Annotated in this window: 15 protein-coding genes and 1 tRNA gene; 9 read left to right on the forward strand and 7 right to left on the reverse strand. The window is 73.0% G+C overall.

The features are described 5' to 3' along the window. Positions 1-25: 25 nt before the first annotated feature. A complete protein-coding gene (locus ACFWGZ_RS05680) occupies positions 26-1,099 on the reverse strand; it encodes a bifunctional RNase H/acid phosphatase (protein ID WP_382450284.1) in 1,074 nt (357 codons plus the stop codon). A 59-nt stretch (positions 1,100-1,158) separates the two neighbouring features. Here ACFWGZ_RS05680 and ACFWGZ_RS05685 point away from each other — a divergent pair. Further along, positions 1,159-1,241 (forward strand) — tRNA-Leu (locus ACFWGZ_RS05685). A 252-nt stretch (positions 1,242-1,493) separates the two neighbouring features. Here ACFWGZ_RS05685 and ACFWGZ_RS05690 read toward each other — a convergent pair. Genes ACFWGZ_RS05690 through ACFWGZ_RS05705 form a run of 4 tightly spaced genes read right to left on the reverse strand, consistent with a single transcriptional unit; the run spans position 1,494 to position 4,291 of the window. Then, positions 1,494-2,231 carry a zinc ribbon domain-containing protein gene (locus ACFWGZ_RS05690; protein WP_382450285.1) on the reverse strand — a complete coding sequence of 246 codons (738 nt, stop codon included), beginning with the start codon at positions 2,229-2,231 and terminating at the stop codon, positions 1,494-1,496. Then, positions 2,228-3,055, reverse strand: coding sequence for a Nif3-like dinuclear metal center hexameric protein (locus ACFWGZ_RS05695; protein WP_382450286.1), 828 nt, complete (start codon positions 3,053-3,055; stop codon positions 2,228-2,230). The genes ACFWGZ_RS05690 and ACFWGZ_RS05695 overlap by 4 nt, the downstream gene beginning before the upstream one ends. After that, positions 3,052-4,047, reverse strand: coding sequence for an Rv2231c family pyridoxal phosphate-dependent protein CobC (gene cobC, locus ACFWGZ_RS05700; protein WP_382450287.1), 996 nt, complete (start codon positions 4,045-4,047; stop codon positions 3,052-3,054). The genes ACFWGZ_RS05695 and cobC overlap by 4 nt, the downstream gene beginning before the upstream one ends. A gap of 37 nt (positions 4,048-4,084) precedes the next feature. Further along, complete coding sequence (locus ACFWGZ_RS05705) at positions 4,085-4,291, reverse strand: hypothetical protein (RefSeq protein WP_090104856.1); 207 nt, start codon at positions 4,289-4,291, stop codon at positions 4,085-4,087. A gap of 85 nt (positions 4,292-4,376) precedes the next feature. Between ACFWGZ_RS05705 and ACFWGZ_RS05710 the strand changes: the two genes are divergently transcribed. Genes ACFWGZ_RS05710 through ACFWGZ_RS05725 form a run of 4 tightly spaced genes read left to right on the forward strand, consistent with a single transcriptional unit; the run spans position 4,377 to position 6,918 of the window. After that, on the forward strand, positions 4,377-4,829 hold the full coding sequence (locus ACFWGZ_RS05710) for a low molecular weight protein-tyrosine-phosphatase (RefSeq protein WP_382450288.1): 453 nt from the start codon (positions 4,377-4,379) through the stop codon (positions 4,827-4,829). Beyond that, entirely contained in the window at positions 4,808-5,539 is a 732-nt protein-coding gene (locus ACFWGZ_RS05715; protein ID WP_382450289.1) for a fructosamine kinase family protein, read from the forward strand. Before ACFWGZ_RS05710 ends, ACFWGZ_RS05715 begins: the two co-directional genes overlap by 22 nt. A 4-nt stretch (positions 5,540-5,543) precedes the next feature. Then, positions 5,544-6,092, forward strand: a complete 549-nt coding sequence (locus ACFWGZ_RS05720) for a DUF1349 domain-containing protein (protein WP_382450290.1) — start codon at positions 5,544-5,546, stop codon at positions 6,090-6,092. Between the two features lie 4 nt (positions 6,093-6,096). Further along, a complete protein-coding gene (locus ACFWGZ_RS05725) occupies positions 6,097-6,918 on the forward strand; it encodes an SURF1 family protein (RefSeq protein ID WP_382450291.1) in 822 nt (273 codons plus the stop codon). Here ACFWGZ_RS05725 and ACFWGZ_RS05730 read toward each other — a convergent pair. Further along, the gene (locus ACFWGZ_RS05730; RefSeq protein WP_382450292.1) at positions 6,826-7,758 is read right to left on the reverse strand and encodes a cobalamin biosynthesis protein; all 933 of its coding nucleotides are present in this window, start codon (positions 7,756-7,758) and stop codon (positions 6,826-6,828) included. The two genes, ACFWGZ_RS05725 and ACFWGZ_RS05730, sit on opposite strands and share 93 nt — an antisense overlap. A gap of 72 nt (positions 7,759-7,830) precedes the next feature. Here ACFWGZ_RS05730 and ACFWGZ_RS05735 point away from each other — a divergent pair, with 72 nt between their 5' ends. The 4 genes from ACFWGZ_RS05735 to ACFWGZ_RS05750 are packed head-to-tail and all read left to right on the forward strand — an operon-like array spanning position 7,831 to position 15,555. Continuing rightward, positions 7,831-9,303, forward strand: coding sequence for a DUF2397 domain-containing protein (locus ACFWGZ_RS05735; RefSeq protein ID WP_382450293.1), 1,473 nt, complete (start codon positions 7,831-7,833; stop codon positions 9,301-9,303). Continuing rightward, positions 9,300-10,493, forward strand: coding sequence for a TIGR02678 family protein (locus ACFWGZ_RS05740; RefSeq protein ID WP_382450294.1), 1,194 nt, complete (start codon positions 9,300-9,302; stop codon positions 10,491-10,493). The genes ACFWGZ_RS05735 and ACFWGZ_RS05740 overlap by 4 nt, the downstream gene beginning before the upstream one ends. Continuing rightward, a complete protein-coding gene (locus ACFWGZ_RS05745) occupies positions 10,490-14,542 on the forward strand; it encodes a TIGR02680 family protein (RefSeq protein WP_382450295.1) in 4,053 nt (1,350 codons plus the stop codon). The genes ACFWGZ_RS05740 and ACFWGZ_RS05745 overlap by 4 nt, the downstream gene beginning before the upstream one ends. After that, on the forward strand, positions 14,539-15,555 hold the full coding sequence (locus tag ACFWGZ_RS05750; protein ID WP_382450296.1) for a DUF2399 domain-containing protein: 1,017 nt from the start codon (positions 14,539-14,541) through the stop codon (positions 15,553-15,555). Before ACFWGZ_RS05745 ends, ACFWGZ_RS05750 begins: the two co-directional genes overlap by 4 nt. On the opposite strand, the gene ACFWGZ_RS05755 is transcribed toward ACFWGZ_RS05750, so the two are convergent. Further along, complete coding sequence (locus ACFWGZ_RS05755) at positions 15,544-16,020, reverse strand: MarR family winged helix-turn-helix transcriptional regulator (RefSeq protein WP_382450297.1); 477 nt, start codon at positions 16,018-16,020, stop codon at positions 15,544-15,546. The two genes, ACFWGZ_RS05750 and ACFWGZ_RS05755, sit on opposite strands and share 12 nt — an antisense overlap. Positions 16,021-16,064 lie beyond the last annotated feature (44 nt).

The raw sequence follows: 16,064 nt of genomic DNA on the forward strand, positions 1-16,064 counted from the left end.
GCCGCGGCCCCGCGCCTGCGGAAGGTCAGCTGAGGTGTGAGGTGTCGTTGACGAGCTTCACCGACGCGTGCCCGTCGGGGTAGAACTCGGCGATCGACACGCCTGTGAGGTCGAGGTGCATCCGGAACAGGAACTGCGGCCCCACGTCCAGCGCCTGCCGGAGCAGGGTCTTGATCGGCGTGACGTGACTCACGACGACGACGGTGCTGCCGCCGTACTCGGCGATGATCTCGGCCCGCGCCTTCCGGACCCGCGCGTGGACCTCGTCGAAGCTCTCGCCGTTCGGCGGTTTCACGCTCGTGTCGCCCAGCCACCGGCGGTGGACCTCGGGGTCCTGCGCGGCGGCCTCGGCGAACGTCAGCCCCTCCCACGTGCCGAAGTCGGTCTCGATGAGCCCCTGGTGGGTGACGACCTCCGCGCCGATCTTGTCGGCGAGCTTCCGGGCGGTCTGGGCGGCCCTGCGCAGCGGCGACGAGACGACCGCCGCGATGCCGTCCACCTTGGACAGACGTTCCGCGGCCTTCTCGGCCTGCTCGAGGCCGAGCTCCGTCAGTTCGTGGTCGCCGCGGCCGGAGTAGCGGCGTTCGACGGAGAGCGCGGTCTGCCCGTGGCGCAGCAGGATGAGCCTCGTGGGGTCGCCCGTCGCGCCACTCCAGTGCGGCTGCTTGTCCCCCTCGGCCGCGGCTCTGGTTTGGGTTTTGCCGCCGTCCATGGCTTCGTTGGCGAGCCGGTCGGCGTGCTTGTTGCGTTCCCGCGGGATCCACTCGTACCCGACGCTGCTGAACTTCGCCGCCAGGGCCTGGGCCTCCTTGGCGAGCGGCTGCATGGACGGGTGCTTGATCTTCCAGCGCCCGGACATCTGCTCGACGACGAGCTTGGAGTCCATCCGCACTGCGACGATCTCCGCACCGACCTCGCCGGCGGCCCTCAGCCCCGCGATGAGCCCCTGGTACTCGGCGACGTTGTTCGTCGCCACCCCGATGGCCCCCTTGCGCTCGGCCAGCGTCTCGCCGGTGACCCCGTGCCGCACAACCGCGCCGTAACCAGCAGGTCCGGGGTTGCCCCGGGATCCGCCGTCGGCCTCGACGATGACCTTCACGGGGCGATCGTAACCCCGCGTTCATGGCCGTCCCGGGGGCCTGTATGCTGTTCCCATCAGTCTGGGTGGCGGAATGGCAGACGCGCTAGCTTGAGGTGCTAGTGCCCGTAAGGGCGTGGGGGTTCAAGTCCCCCCTCGGACACAGATGAACCCCCACGGGGTTGATGGAGACATCAGCCACGTGGGGGTTTTTGCTTGAGCGGGTTCATCGGAGAACCGGTACCAGCCGACCAGCGTGCCGGACTCGTCGGTCACCCCCGGCGGAGCCCAACCGCCGGACGACGCCTGAACCCGCGGACAACCGAAGGGTCATCCGCGGGCGTCACGCCCCAGGGCTCAACTGGCGCCGCGAAGCAGAACGGCGCCATCGGCCTTTGTGGACTGCCGGAAAGCGTCAGGCCTTCGGCTCCGCGATGCGGATCAGGATCGCGCCGCACTCCTCGCAGCGCACGACCTCGTCGGCCGGCGCCTCCTTCACCTTGCCGAGCGCGCTGCGGTCCAGCTCGATGCGGCACGCGCCGCAGCGGCGGGACTGGAACACCGCGGCGCCGATGCCCCGCTGTTCGCGCTGGCGGTCGTAGAGCTTCAGCAGGTCGTCCGGGAAGCCCTTGGCCATCACGGCGCGGTCGGCGGTGCGGCGGGTCTCCACGGCCTCCAGGTCGGCCAGGGCCGCGTCGCGGCGGCTCGAGGCCTCGGCCAGGGACGTGCGGGCCTTGTCCAGTTCCACTCGGGCGAAGGAGGTGTCGGCGTCGACGGCCTCGCGGCGTTCCATCAGCTCCAAGAGGTCGTCCTCCAGGACGCCCTGGCGGCGCTGGATGGTGGCCAGCTCGTGTTCGAGGTCGGTGAGCTGCTTGGCGCCGACCGAGCCGGACTGCAGCAGCTTGCGGTTGCGGTCGGCGCGGGTCCTGACCTGCTCGATCTCGGTTTCCTGGCGCTTGAGGTCGCGGTCGAGGTCGCCCAGGGTGGTCTCGGCGGCCACGAGGGCGTCCTGCTTGGTGCGCACCAGCTGCTCGGCGTCGGCGATCTCCGCGATCTCGGGCAGCGTGCGGCGGCGGTGGGTGACACGCGCCAGTTCGGCGTCGACCTCGGCCAGGTCGAGCAGCCTGCGCTGCACTGCGGGGTCGGCTTTCACGCATGTCCTCCTGCTGCTGAGCTCGTCGCGCCTACGGTCCACGGGTCGGTCCGGCGAGTGGAGACGAGTACGTCGACCCTACCGCCGAACTGCTCGCGCAGGATTTCCGCCGCCTGCTCGCACCACGGCCACTCGCTGGCCCAGTGCGCCACGTCGACCAACGCCGGGCCGCCGGACTCGACGTGCTCGGACGCCGGGTGGTGGCGGAGGTCGGCCGTCACGTACGCGTCGACGCCGGCGCGTGCGACCGCGGCCAGGAAGCTGTCGCCCGCTCCGCCGCACACCGCCACGCGCCTGATCGGGCGGTCCGGGTCGCCCGCGGCCCGCACTCCCTGGACGGTGGCGGGCAGCGCGTCGGCCACGCGTTGGGCGAAGACCCGCAGCGGTTCGGCCTCCGGCAGGTCGCCGATGCGGCCCAGGCCGGTGCCGGGCGCGTCGGGCGCGGGTTCCAGCGGGCCGGTGACGTCCAGCCCGATCGCTCTCGCGAGCGCGTCGGACACGCCCGGCAACGCGCTGTCGGCGTTGGTGTGGGCGCAGTACAGCGCGGCGCGGTTGCGGATCAGCTTGTGCACCAACGCGCCCTTGGGGTCGTCGGCGGGAACGCCGTTGACCCCGCGCAGGAGCAGCGGGTGGTGGGCGAGCACGAGCTGCGCGCCGGACTCGACGGCTTCGTCCACAATGGACGACGTCGGGTCCACGCAGACCAGCACGCGCGTGACCTCCTCGGCGGGGTCGCCGCACACGAGTCCGACGGCGTCCCACTTCTCGGCGGTCTTCGGCGGATACGCGGACTCCAGGACCGCGATCACGTCGGCGAGCTTCACGCCAGTTCCTCCATCACTACCCGCAGCGCGTCCACGAACACCGCGAACTCCTCCGGCGGCCGGATCGCGACGCGCACGTACGTGTCGTCCAGGCCGGGGAACGTGTCGCAGCGCCGCACCGCGATCCCCTTGTCCCGCAACGCTTCTCGCGTGCCGCGCGGCACCCTCAGCAACAGGAACGGCGCGCGCGGCGGCACGACCACCAGGTCGCCCAACCGGTCCACGGCGTACGCGGCGTGCGCGGCGGCTTCCAGCGCGAACCGCGCCGAAGCCTCCAGCGCGGAAGGTTCGCAGCACGCGGTGATCGCTTCGAGGGTGAGGCTGCCGACGGGCCAGTGCGGGCGGCCGTGCGCGAGGCGCGCCAGCGTGTCCGGGTCGCCGAGGAAGTAGCCCGCGCGCAACCCCGCGAGGCCCCAGGTCTTGGTGAGGCTGCGCAGGACCAGCACGTCCGGGTCACCAGCGAGCGACTCCGGCTCGCCGGGCACGGCGTCCATGAAGGCCTCGTCGACGACGACCCGGCCGGGCAGCGCCTTCACCGCCGCGGCGGCGTGCAGCACGGAGGTGGGGTTCGTCGGGTTGCCGACCACGGTCAGGTCGGCGCCGGAGACGACGTCCGGGAGCGTGAAGTCCTCCGAGAGCAGCACGTGCTCGACCGGGACACCGGCGTCGCGGAACGCGACCTCGGGCTCGGTGAAGCCGGGGTGCACGATCGCGGCACGGCGCGGCGAGAGCTTCGGCAGCAGCGCGAAGCCCTCGGCGGCGCCGTTGAGCAGCAGGACCTCGTCGGGCGAGCGCCCGTGACGGCGTGCGACGGCCTCACGGGCGCGCTGCTCCGCGCTTGCCGAGGGGTAGCTCCCCAGGTCGCCGAGCGCCGCGGCCAGCCGGTCGCGCAGCCAAGCGGGCGGGTGCGGGACCCGCACGTTGACGGCGAAGTCGGCGAGGCCTGGTGCGGCGTCGACGTCACCGTGGTGGCGCAGGTCTGGGCTGGTCATCGCCCGAGATACTAGGCGACCAGCTCAGCGGCCCGCGTCACTGCATGTAGCGGCGGAGCTCGGTCAGGTGGCTGATCAGCTCGTCCAGCTGGAACGTGTCGAGCTGCGCGGACTCACCGGGCGGGGTGCGGAAGCAGACCCGCCCCTTCTCGTTGAGGTACACCTCGAACGCACGTCGGCGCCCGAGGGCGTCGGTGCACCCGATGATCTCCCGTTGCGGGGGCACGTCGGTACCGGTCTGCATGGGCGGCCTCCATGTCGTTTGTCCGTACATCTTGCGACAGTGCTTGAGCGTTACCGTGCGGCGGCACCCCATAGGCTGCGCGGTCATGCACGTCTCGTTCGTCTGCACCGGCAACATCTGCCGGTCCCCAGTGGCAGCGCTCGTCTTCCGCGAGCGGCTGTCCCGGGAAGGATTGTCCTCCCGGGTCCGGGTGTCCAGTGCCGGCACCGGCGGCTGGCACGTCGGCGACCCCGCCGATCCGCGGGCGGTGAAGAGCCTGGCGGACAAGGGTTACCCCACCGACCACGTGGCCGCGCAGGTCGGGGCAGAGCACCTGGACGCCGACCTGCTGGTGGCGCTCGACTCCGGGCACGCCCGCGCGTTGCGCCGGATGGCCGACCCCGAACGGGTGCGCCTGCTCCGTTCGTTCGACCCGGACGCCGACGGCCCCGACGTGCCGGACCCCTACTACGGCGACGACGCCGGGTTCGCCGAGGTCCTGACCATGGTCGAGGCCGCCGTGCCGGGGATGGTCGCGTGGGTGCGCGAGCGGCTCTGAGGACGAAGGTCCAGTCGCCGCGGGCCACCGCCGCCGAGGCGGCCGGCCTGCGGTGGATCCGCGTCGACAGCGGTCCGCCGGTCCCCCGCGTGCACGAGGCGCGGGAAGGCCGGTTGGTGATCGACGAGGTCGAGCACGGCACGCCGGATCTTCAGGCGGCCGTGACCTTCGGGCGCCGGCTGGCCGCCCTGCACCTCGCCGGCGCGGACGCGTTCGGCTCACCACCGCCCGGTGGTCCGCGCGAGGCCACGATCGGCGCGGCCCCGATGGTCAACGAACCGGCGGACGAGTGGCCCGAGTGGTTCGCGTCACAACGCATCCGGCCGTACGCGCGGGAAGCGGAGGTCGACGTCGGCGAGGTCTGCGCGAGGATCGGCGACCTGGCCGGTCCGCCCGAGCCTCCCGCGCGGCTGCACGGCGACCTGTGGAGCGGCAACGTGCTGTGGGGCGCGGACGGCCAGGTGTGGCTGATCGACCCGGCCGCGCACGGCGGCCACCGGGAGAGCGACCTCGCGATGCTGCGGCTCTTCGGCTGCCCGTTCCTCGACCACGTCCTGGGCGCCTACCGGGAGGTCGCGCCGCTCGCCGACGGCTGGGAGCGGCGGGTGGCGCTGCACCAGCTGTTCCCGCTGCTCGTGCACGCCGTGCTGTTCGGCGGCGGCTACCGGTCCCGGGCCGTGGCGGCGGCCCGCGAGGCGCTGCGAGGATGAGGGCATGGACCTCACCGGGTGGACGTGGCTCAACGAACCGCGGCAGTGGTCGGCCGACCCGCTGACCGTGCGCGCCGACGCGGGCAGCGACTTCTGGCGCCTGACCGGCAACGGCCTCGTGCGCGAGAACGGCCACCTCTTCGGCACGGCGCTGACCGGCGACTTCACCATCACGGCCACGTTCAGCGGCGAGTACGCGGCGCAGTACGACCAGGCCGGCATCGGGCTCGTCCTCGACGGCGAGAACTGGATCAAGGCCGGGGTCGAGGTCTACGAGGGCAGGCGCCAGGCCAGCACGGTCGTGACGCGCGGGTTCTCGGACTGGAACCTGGCGCTCGTGGGCGAGTTCGAGCGGTTCACCGTCACCGCGCGGCGCCAGGGCGACGCGGTGTGGGTGACGTACGGGCTCGACGGCGCGGAGCCGGTGACCCTGCTGCGCAAGGCCTACTTCCCGCCGCAGGTCGAGGCCAAGGCGGGGATCTTGACGGCGAGTCCGGACGGGGAGGGGTTCACCACCCAGTTCCACGAGGTCCAGGTCACGCAACTACCGTGAGGACGTGCGGTTCAAGTTCCTCCTCAAGCCGGGCTGGCTGGCGCTGACCCTGGCCGTCTGGGTGTTCGCGGGTGCCTGCATCTACCTGTTGTCCCCGTGGCAGTTCGGCCGCAACGACGAGCGCCAGGCGCAGAACTCCGCCATCACCAAGTCGCTGAAGAGCGACGCGGTGCCGTTCGGCGCGCGGCACGACGAGTGGCAGAAGGTCGAGCTCAAGGGCCGGTACCTGCCCGAACTGGAGGCGCTGGCCAGGCTCAGGACCGTGCAGGGCGAGGCCGCGTTCGAGGTCATCACGCCGTTCGAGACCACCACGGGTCACCGGGTGCTCGTCGACCGCGGGTACGTGCGGCCGGTCAACGGCATCAAGCCGCCCGGCTTCGCCACGCCGCCGGCCGGTGAGGTCACGCTCATCGGGCTGGCCAGGCCGAACGAGTCCAACGCCACCCCCGCGTTCGAGCAGGACGGCCGCAAGCAGATCTACTCGATCAACAACGACGCGGTCGGCCAGGGCATCGAGCCCGGCTACTACCAGCTGATCGAGGACCAGCCGGGCGCGCTCGACACGCTGCCGCTGCCGCGGATCGAGTCCGGGCCGTTCTTCTCCTACGCGCTGCAGTGGATCGCGTTCGGCGTCATGGCGGTCGGCGGCTGGCTGTACTTCACGGTCCGCGAGGCGCGGCCGGGTGGCGTGCTGCACGAGGGCAGCAAGCGCAAGAAGAAGTCGATCGCCGAGCTACTTGCGGAAGAGGGCGACGAAGGCGCTGACGACCCCCGCGCCGAAACCGACGACGCGGGACAGCTCCACGGCACGCGTCACGTGACCTGAGTCCGGGTTGCGGCCGTGGCCCATGACGGGGCGTTCCTCGACACCGTGCGAGTAGACCGTGCGGCCGCCCAGGCGGATCTCCAGCGCCCCGGCGAAGGCCGCCTCGACCTGGCCCGCGTTCGGCGACGGGTGCGCTGACGCGTCCCGGCGCCACGTCTCCAGCGCCTGCGAGGCCGAGCCGCCCACGACGGGCGCGCCGCCGACGGTCAGCACCGCCGCCAGGCGGGACGGGACCAGGTTCAGCAGGTCGTCGAGCCGTGCCGAGGCCCAGCCGAACCGCAGGTAGCGCGGGGACCTGTGGCCGACCATAGCGTCCAGCGTGTTCGCCGCGCGGTAGCCCAGCAGGCCGGGGACACCGGCGACGGCGCCCCAGAACAACGGCGCCACGACGGCGTCGGAGGTGTTCTCGGCCACGGACTCCACGGTCGCGCGGGCCAGGCCGAGCGGGTCGAGCCGGGAGGCGTCCCGTCCGCACAGCGAGGGCAGGCGCGACCGGGCCGCCTCCACGTCGCCGTCCGCCAGCTCGCGGCCCATCGACGTGCCCTCGGTGGCCAGCGAGTTGCCGCCCAGCACCGTCCAGGTCGCCACCGCGGTGGTCAGGGTCTGCGCCCAGAACCCGCGGCGGGCGAACCGCTCGACGGCGACGCCCGCGGCCACGGTGCCGCCCACCAGCACGGCCGAGTACACGACCCCGGCGGCTTGCGAATCGGCGTAGACGCGCTTCTCCAGGGCGGCCGCGGACCGGCCGAATGCCGCTACCGGGTGAAATCGGCGTGGATCACCGAACACCGCGTCCGCGGCCACGCCCAGCAGCAAACCCAACGCGCGCCCCGCACCCACGGCACCCTCCCCAGCTCGTCGAAGGCACGGTAGCGCCGCGTCGCCCCCGCACGCGCATTAGGGTGGCCGGTCGTGGAGCACAAGCGGCTGAAGTTGTACGCCTACCTGGACGCGCGCGATCACCAGCGCACGTACCTGGCGATCATGCGGCTGTTCACCTCCACGCTGCTCGCGGACCTGAGCGCCGGCGAGGTCGCCGGAGCACTGGCGGGGCAGGAGCGCGAGGGCCGCGTCGAGCAGGGCGAGAGCCGCATCGAGAACGTCATCAACCGCCTCAGGCAGCTGGTCGAGTGGGGCAACCTGGTGCAGGGCCGGCGCGAGGTCGTCGCCGCCAGCATCGCCGAGTTCCAGCACGGCAGCGTCCGCTACCAGGTCTCCAAGCTCGCGGTGCGCGTGCAGCGCGACGTCGACGAGCTGCTGCGGGTCCCCGAGGGCGCCCGCGAGGTCTCCCGCGAGCTGCTGCCCGCCATCGAACGCGGCCTCAACGAGCTGGGCGGCAGCCTGTCCGTCGCGCTGCTCAACGAGGGCGACAAGACCAAGGAGCTGCTGGCCGAACGCGTCACGACGCTGTTCCTGCAGCACGCGGAGCTGGCGGCGACGGTCCGCGACTTCTACGCCTACCTCGGCCAGGTCGTCACGCGCAACCACCTCGCGCCCGACGAGATCGCGGGCTTCCGCAACCTGCTGGTCGAGTACATCCAGCGGGTCGTCGAGGACGTCCTCAAGTTCACGCCCCCGATCGCGGCGGCGCTGGCCGGGCTCACGAAGGCCCGCGGCGAGCTCGTCCGGCTGCTGGGCACCGACCTCGGCCAGCACGTCGAACGGGCCCGCGGCCGCACGCCGGAGGACTGGCAGGAGCTCACGGACTGGTTCGTCGACCGCCCCGGCCGCCCGAGCCAGGTCACGGCGCTGCGGGAGGCCACCGCCCGCGCGATCGGCAGCCTGCTCGCGAGCGTCAAGCGGGCCACCTCCGGCGGCGGTCTCCTGCCCGGCAGAAGGGCCGAACTGCTCAAGCTCGCGGCCTGGTTCGACGGCTCGACGCGCGAACAGGCGCACGAGATCTACGCCTCGGCGTTCGGCCTCTACTCCGCCCGCCACCTCTCCCCCGCCCCGGAGCACGACTCGGACAACGAGCGCACGCCGTGGCGCGACGGCCCGGTCTGCGACGTCACCGTGTCCGTGCGCACGCGCGGCGACCGAGGAGCGCGCGGCCGGCCGTCGCGCATCCTCGACGACCCGATGACCGAGCAGTCGCTGCTCGCGGAGGCCCGGGAGGCCGACGAGGTCCGCGCGCGGCACGTCGCCGAGCTGACCCGGGCCGCCGGGAACCTGGAGAACACCACGCTGACGCACGGCGCGCTGGAGGTGTTCTGCGAGCTGCTGACGCTCGCGATGGCCCAGCGCGACTCCCCGCACGACAGCGGATCCGCGAGCGACCCCGTGCGCGGACTGGAACTGGAGATCGCCCGCGGCACCACGACCAGGATCAGGTCGGCCGCCGGGACGCTCACGCTGCACGACGCGACGGTGGCCCTGAAGCGATGAACCAGCTGGACTCCCTCTCCGAGATCGACGCCGCGAACGTCGTGCGGTGCGCGCGGACGTTGCTGCGGCGGCCGATGCTGCGCGCCGACGGACCGGACGGCGAGCTGCTCGGCCTCGTCTACCGGCACCGGGCGACGTTGCAGGACCTGTTCGCGGGCCTGCTCGGCTACCGGCTCGTCGTCGAACGCCGGTTCGCGCGCCTCTACAAGTCCGGTCCCGGCCACGACGACACCCGCGGCGTGCTCGGCATGTCCCCGCGCGGGTACGCCTACCTGGCCCTCACGCTCGCGGTGCTCACCGGCATCGGCCGGCAGACGCTGCTGTCCCGCCTGGTCGCCGACATCCGCGCCGCCGCGGTGGAGGCGGGCATCGGCGCGCCGGACGACGTGGCCGAGCGCAGGGCGCTGACCGCGGCGCTGCGCCACCTCGTCTCCCTCGGCGTGCTGCACGAGACCGAGGGGTCGGTCGCGCAGGACCTGCTGCCGCAGGAGGCGCTGATCACGATCGACACCGACCTGCTGGGCCAGCTCGTCACGGGTCCCGTCGGCGAGGCGCAGAGCCCCGGCCACCTGGTCGAACTGGCCGCGCGGCCGGGTCCGCGCGGGGTCGAGCACGCGGTGCGCCGCAAGCTCGTCGAGACCCCGCTGGTGCTCTACGCGGACCTGCCGGACGACCAGGCGGAGTGGCTGCGGCGCAACCAGCGCAAGGAAACGGCGTTGCTGGAGCAGGCTTTCGGCCTCTACACCGAGTGCCGTGTCGAGGGCGTGCTCGCCGCCGATCCCGAGGACTTCCTGACGGACCTGTCGTTCCCCGGCGTCTCCACGGTGGCGCGCATCGCGTTGCTGGCGCTGCCGGACCTGCTCGACGGCGACGACGAGACCCCGCCCGCACGGCACGTCGTCACGACCGGGCGGCTCCGCGAGGTCTGCGCGCGACTGGTCGAGGACTACCCGGCGGCGTGGTCGAAGCAGTTCACCGACGACCTCGACCGGCTGGTCGCCGAGGTGGCGGAACTGCTGCGGCGCATGGGACTGGCCGCGCCGCACGAGGACGGCTGGTCCCTCAGCGCGGCCGCGCACCGCTGGCTGCCGGTGCCCGACGGCGACCCCGAACGAGAACAACCGACCGAACCCGTGGTGGTGCGCGAAGCGCCGAGCTGGTCCCTGTTCGACGAGGAGAACGTGTCATGAGCAGGTGGCGGCTGCACCGCGGCGGCGTGGTCAACATCTGGCAGTACACCGAGCAGACGTTCGACTTCTCCGGTGGCCGCGCGATCTTCCAGGGCACCAACGGGTCCGGCAAGTCCCGCACGCTGGAGCTGCTGCTCCCGCTGTGCCTCGACGGCGACCTGCGCCAGGTCGGCTCCAAGGGCTTCGACACCGTGAGCCTGCGGCGCCTGATGCTCGACGACTACGACGGCGGCCCGAACCGCATCGGCTACACGTGGGTCGAGCTGGTCCGCGAGGCTGCCGACCACTCCGGCAACGAGTACCTGACGTGCGGGCTCGGGGTGAAGGCGTCGAAGACCTCGCAGGCCATCACGGACTCGTGGCGGTTCGTCACGCCGCTGCGCGTCGGCACCGAGTTGCAGCTCGCGGGCCCGGAACGCGTCCCGCACGGCCCGGCGCAGCTGCGCGACCTCATCGGCGCGGACTGCATGTTCGAGGAACCGGCGTTCCGCGCGAAGATCGCCGACACCGTCTACGGCGTGCCCGCCGCGCGGTACGGCGACCTGCTGCACCTGCAGCGGACGCTGCGCAACCCCGACGTCGGCCTGAAGGTGCTGGAGGGGCAGCTCGAGCAGATCCTGTCCGACGCGCTGCCGCCGCTGGACCAGGCGATGGTCGAGCAGCTCGCGACGTCGTTCGACGACCTGGAGTCGATCCGGGAGAACATCGTGCGACTGTCCTCGGCGGACAGTGCGCTGACGACGTTCCTCAAGACCTACCGCGACTACGCGTTCGGCGGTCTGCGCGGCGCGTCCGAACGGCTGGAGTCGGCCGAGAAGTCGGTGGCGAAGCTGCGGCGGGAGCAGGCGAAGCTCGCGCAGGAGCTCGACCTCACGCGCATGGAGCGGGCTGCGGCCGAGCAGGCGCTCACCGACATGGAGACCGGCGAGCAGCAGGCCGAGGAGACCATCGCGGCGCTCAAGGAGCTGCCCGCGTTCCGCGACCTCCAGGACCTCAAGACGCGCGAGAACCTGGTGGCGCAGATGCGTTCCTCCGCCGTGGCCGCGCTCGAGACCGCGCACCGCCAGCGGGCGCAGGAGGACGCGGCCGTCGACGCCGTGCTGCGGCTGCTGCGGCGGCTCGCGGAGGACCTCCAGGCCGCCGACGCGCTGAGCGGCCCGTTGCGCGAGCACCTGCGCCTGGCGGGCATGGACGCCGGGCTCGCGCCGCGGGTGCCGCAGGTCCCGGCCGCCGAGGCAGGCGTCACGACGGCGTCGGTGCGGGCCAAGCCCGACCCCGAGGCCGACCCGCTCCCGGTCGAACGCCGGGTGCCGCCGGCCGCCGCGACCGAGGACGTGCTCACCGCGCTCACGGCGGTGGCCGGCCAGACCGCGGACATCGCCTCCCTGGCCCGCCGGCGGGGTGCGCTCGCCCTGGCGCTGCACGAGCAGGCGCTGGCGCTCGACGCGCAGCAGCGCGAGGTGGAGTCGTTGCGGCAGAAGGCCCGCGACGCCCAGCTCGGCGCGACCGAGTCGACGTCGCTGCGCAACCAGGAGGCGCAGGAGCTGGCCGAGGTCGTGCAGGCCTGGCTGGAGCAGGTGGAGGTGTGGACGTCGAGCGGCCCGCTGCTCGACGAGCGGCCCGCCGACGCGCTGGAGCTGCCGCGCACCGCCGATCCGGCCGCCGCCAAGAGACTGGGCACGACCGCGCGGGAGTGGGTCGGGCCGCTGGTCCGGGCCGCCCGCGACGCCGCGCACGCGTTCACGCAGCAGCGCGCCGAGCTGCGGACCCGCCTCGACGCGCTGGACGAGGAGCTCATCGGTCTGCGGTCGGGTGCCGAACGGGTGCCGGTGCCGGGGCAGTACGTGTCCGCGAACCGCGACGCCGGCCAGGGCGCGCCGTTCTACCGGCTGGTGGACTTCGCGCCGTCGCTGACGGAGCGGGACCGGGCGGGGCTGGAGGCCGCGCTGCAGGCGAGCGGCCTGCTCGACGCGTGGGTGACGCTGGCCGACACCGAGCTGAACGACGTGCTGGCCGTCGCGAGCTCCCCGGTCGGCGGCCGCACCCTGGCGGACGTGCTCGTGCCCGCGGTCGAGGGCTCGCCGGTGCCGGAGGGGTTCGTCGCGGACCTGCTGCGCGCGGTGTCGCTCGACGACCGGGACACGCTGAGCCTCACCACGGACGGCGTGTGGCGTTCCGGTGTGCTGACCGGCCGCTGGACCAAGCCCGAGGCCGAGTTCATCGGCGCCGGTGCGCGGGAGGCGGCGCGGGGCCGCCGGATCGCCGCGCTGGAGGACGAGCTCGCGGAGCTGAGGGGGCGGCTCGGCACCGCCGAGGACGACCTGGCCCGCGCCCACGAGCACGTCGCCACGTGGGAGGCGCACGTCGCGGCGTTCCCCGGCGACGGCGAGCTGATCGCGAAGCAGAGCCGGGTGCAGGCCGCCGAGGAGTCCGCGGCGCGGTCGCGGCAGCGCACGGTCGAGCTGCGGGAGGCGTTGGAGGACGCCGGTTCCCGGCTCGAGGCGGCGCGCTCGGAACTGACCCGCCAGGCCGGTGACGCCGGGCTGCCGCCGGACACCGAGGCGCTGCGGCAGGCCCAGGCGGCCGCCGGCGAGGCCCAGCGGACCGCGGACCTGCTCGGTGACGCGGTGCAGAGGCGTTGCCAGGGCACGATCTCCGACCTCGCCGACGCATCGCACCGCTACCACGAGGCCGTCGCGGACCGGCAGACCGCCGAGGCCGACGCCGACTCCCGCTGCGTCGACCACGCGGCCCAGGCCGGGACGCTGGCCGAGCTGACCGACGCGGTCGGTGGCGAGGCCAGGGAGATCAGCGAGCAGCTCAAGTCGCTCGAGAAGTCGCGCCGGAGGATGCGCGACGACCTCAAGGGCGTGCGGGAGAGCATCACGACCGCACGCGAGCAGGCGGCGAAGCTGGAAGCGCTGCTGGAGAACAACTCCGCGCAGGTCGCCGAGTCCGAGGAGGGTCTCGGCCGGGCGACGGCGAACTTCACCGCCACGGTCCGCGCGCCGGGCCTCGTGGCGGCGGCGTTCCCGGACCACGACGGTCCCGCCGACGACGCCTCGGTCCGGGCGCTCGTCGCGGAGACGGGCGAGCGCCGCGGCGGCACCGAGGCCACGGTGATCGCGAAGCTGCAGGCGTTGCAGACCTCGCTCGCCGGCAGCCACGACATCGCGGCCGAGCAGCACGCGGGCCTGCTGACCGTCACGGTGACCGGCGAGGAGGGCGCGAAGCCCGTCGCCGTCGCCGCCCGGCAGGTGACGACGAAGCTCGCGGAGCAACGCGGGTTCCTCGACGAGCGGTACCAGGGGATCTTCGCCGACTACCTGATCCGCGACCTCGCCGAGTGGCTGCGCGGCCAGATCAGCGTCGCCGAGGACCTCACCAAGCGGATGAACGAGGTGCTCGGCCGGGCCCGGTCGAGCCAGGGCGTGCACGTGAAGCTCGCCTGGAAGTCCTCCGGCGCGCTCGACGACCAGACCCGCCAAGCGCTGTCGCTGGTGCGGCTGCCGTTCGGCGAACGCACGCCGGAGCAGGACGCCACGCTGCGGCGCGTCTTCACCGAGCGGATCGAGAACGAGCGCGACACGCACTCCGGCGGTTACGCCGAGATCCTGTCGCGGGCGCTCGACTACCGGACGTGGCACCAGTTCACGGTGACCGTCGCGGACACCGGGCCCGACGGCAACCCGCGCGAACGGCGGCTGCGGCAGCTGTCGTCCGGCGAGACGCGGCTGATCTCGTACGTGACGCTGTTCGCGGCGGCGGCGAGCTTCTACGACGCGGTGAGCGACGAGTTCGACCCCCTGCGGCTGGTGCTGCTCGACGAGGCCTTCGAACGCCTGGACGACCCGACGATCGCGCGCATGCTGGGGCTGCTGGTCGACCTCGACATGGACTGGGTGATCACCTGGCCGTCCGGCTGGGGCGTGTCCGACAAGATCCCGCGCATGCACATCTTCGACGTGCTGCGGCCGAAGAACGGCCGTGGTGTCGCGTGCACGCAGACGACGTGGGACGGCGCGGCGCTCGATCGGATCGACCCGTGAACCCGGACGCACCCGAGCTGGCCGAGTTCTGGCGCCTCGCCCGCGAGACGGTGGAAGGCGGCGGCCGGTCGGCGTTCAGCTTCCGCGTCGAGGACGAACGCACGGCTCTGGCGCTGGGCGAGCTGCTGCGCAAGCCGATCGCCCACCCTGCTCGCCGGCAGATCTCGCTGGCCCGCCTGGACGAACACCTCCGCGCGCATGGCAGCACGTTGCCCGAGGTGCTGGAATCGGTGCACGGCAAGCCCGTCGGCATGGCCACGACGCAGGAGGCCTCGACCGCGGACGCCGTGCTGAGGTTCGCGCTGCGGGAACACGGCCTGCTGCAGTCACCCTGGGCCGCGGAGTGGATTGAGCACGTCCGCCGGTACGGCAAGATCCCGCAGCCCGCGCTGCCGATGATCGCGAACCAGGCCGCGGCGGTCCTCGCGAGGCTGAGCCCGCGGCCGCGCCGCTGGACGACCCGGTTCGCGCTGGCGGGCAACGACCTCGACGACGGCCGCCCGCTCGCGCGCGTGGTGCAGAAGGCGTTGCAGCTCGCCGGCACCGACTGGGAGCGCTCGGGCGTGCTGCCGGACGCCTACGGCAACCCGGTGCTGACCTCGCAGGGGTACCTGACGCTGAACGACACCCTCGAAGCGCGGGAGGTCACCGTCGTCCGCAGCCCGCGGCTGCTCGAGTCCGGTGTGCCCGGCCCGCTGGTGGTGCTCCCGAACGGCCTGACGCCGCAGGCGAAGCACCACCTCGACGGCAAGACCGTGCGGTGCCACCAGGACTTCACGCCCGAAGGCCTCCGCGTCACCAACGAGGTCCTCGCGTGGACCGGTGGGTCGGCGTGGCGGATGTCCGCCGCCGACTACCGCGAAGCCGTGGCAACGCTGATCGCGCGCGGTGTCGAGCTGCCGACGCTGAACACCCGCCCGGACACCGCGAGCTGGGACCCCGACCTGGCGGACACCATGGCCACCACCGGTCTGGTGGTCACCGAGGAGCACCTGCTGCCGTCACTGCTGTGACGTCTGCGGGGGCGCGTACCGCCGCACGTCCCAGCGGTCGTGGCCCTCCATCAGCTTGCGCCCGATCCGCCGCAGGTCGGCGAGGTCGCGGTCGCTCAGCAGCTCGGTGAACTCCTCGGCCAGCGCCGCCCGGTACACCCGCGCCGTCGTGCCCGTGCACATCCGTTCGCCCTCGGGCGTGAGCACGGCGATCACCAGCCGCCGGTTGTCCGCCGGCTGCTCCCGGGCCACCCAGCCGCGCCGGACGAGCCGTTCGACCAGGCGCGTGACGCCGGACGGGCTGACGTCGAGCAGGTCGACGAGCTCGGACATCTGCAACCGGCCGCCGTTGTGGTGCAGCTGGTAGAGCGCCACGTGCTCGAGCAGCGAGCACCCGGCCTCGGCCTCCATCCGCCGTCCCAGCGCGGCCTTCACGGCGTCCACGCCCTGCTGCACGTACAGCCACGAGTAGATCGGCTCCGTCACCGGCCCATCCTAAAACAGGTTTGACGACGGGACGTTTTCACGCT

It is taken from the genome of Lentzea sp. NPDC060358 (genome assembly GCF_042725365.1).
Classification (GTDB): Bacteria; Actinomycetota; Actinomycetes; order Mycobacteriales; family Pseudonocardiaceae; genus Lentzea.

Excerpts from the sequence above, each read along its gene's own strand:
- cobC (WP_382450287.1), bottom strand. The coding sequence starts at position 4,047 with ATGACCAGCCCAGACCTGCGCCACCACGGTGACGTCGACGCCGCACCA.
- ACFWGZ_RS05705 (WP_090104856.1), bottom strand. The coding sequence starts at position 4,291 with ATGCAGACCGGTACCGACGTGCCCCCGCAACGGGAGATCATCGGGTGC.
- ACFWGZ_RS05710 (WP_382450288.1), top strand. The coding sequence starts at position 4,377 with ATGCACGTCTCGTTCGTCTGCACCGGCAACATCTGCCGGTCCCCAGTG.
- ACFWGZ_RS05720 (WP_382450290.1), top strand. The coding sequence starts at position 5,544 with ATGGACCTCACCGGGTGGACGTGGCTCAACGAACCGCGGCAGTGGTCG.
- ACFWGZ_RS05740 (WP_382450294.1), top strand. The coding sequence starts at position 9,300 with ATGAACCAGCTGGACTCCCTCTCCGAGATCGACGCCGCGAACGTCGTG.
- ACFWGZ_RS05745 (WP_382450295.1), top strand. The coding sequence starts at position 10,490 with ATGAGCAGGTGGCGGCTGCACCGCGGCGGCGTGGTCAACATCTGGCAG.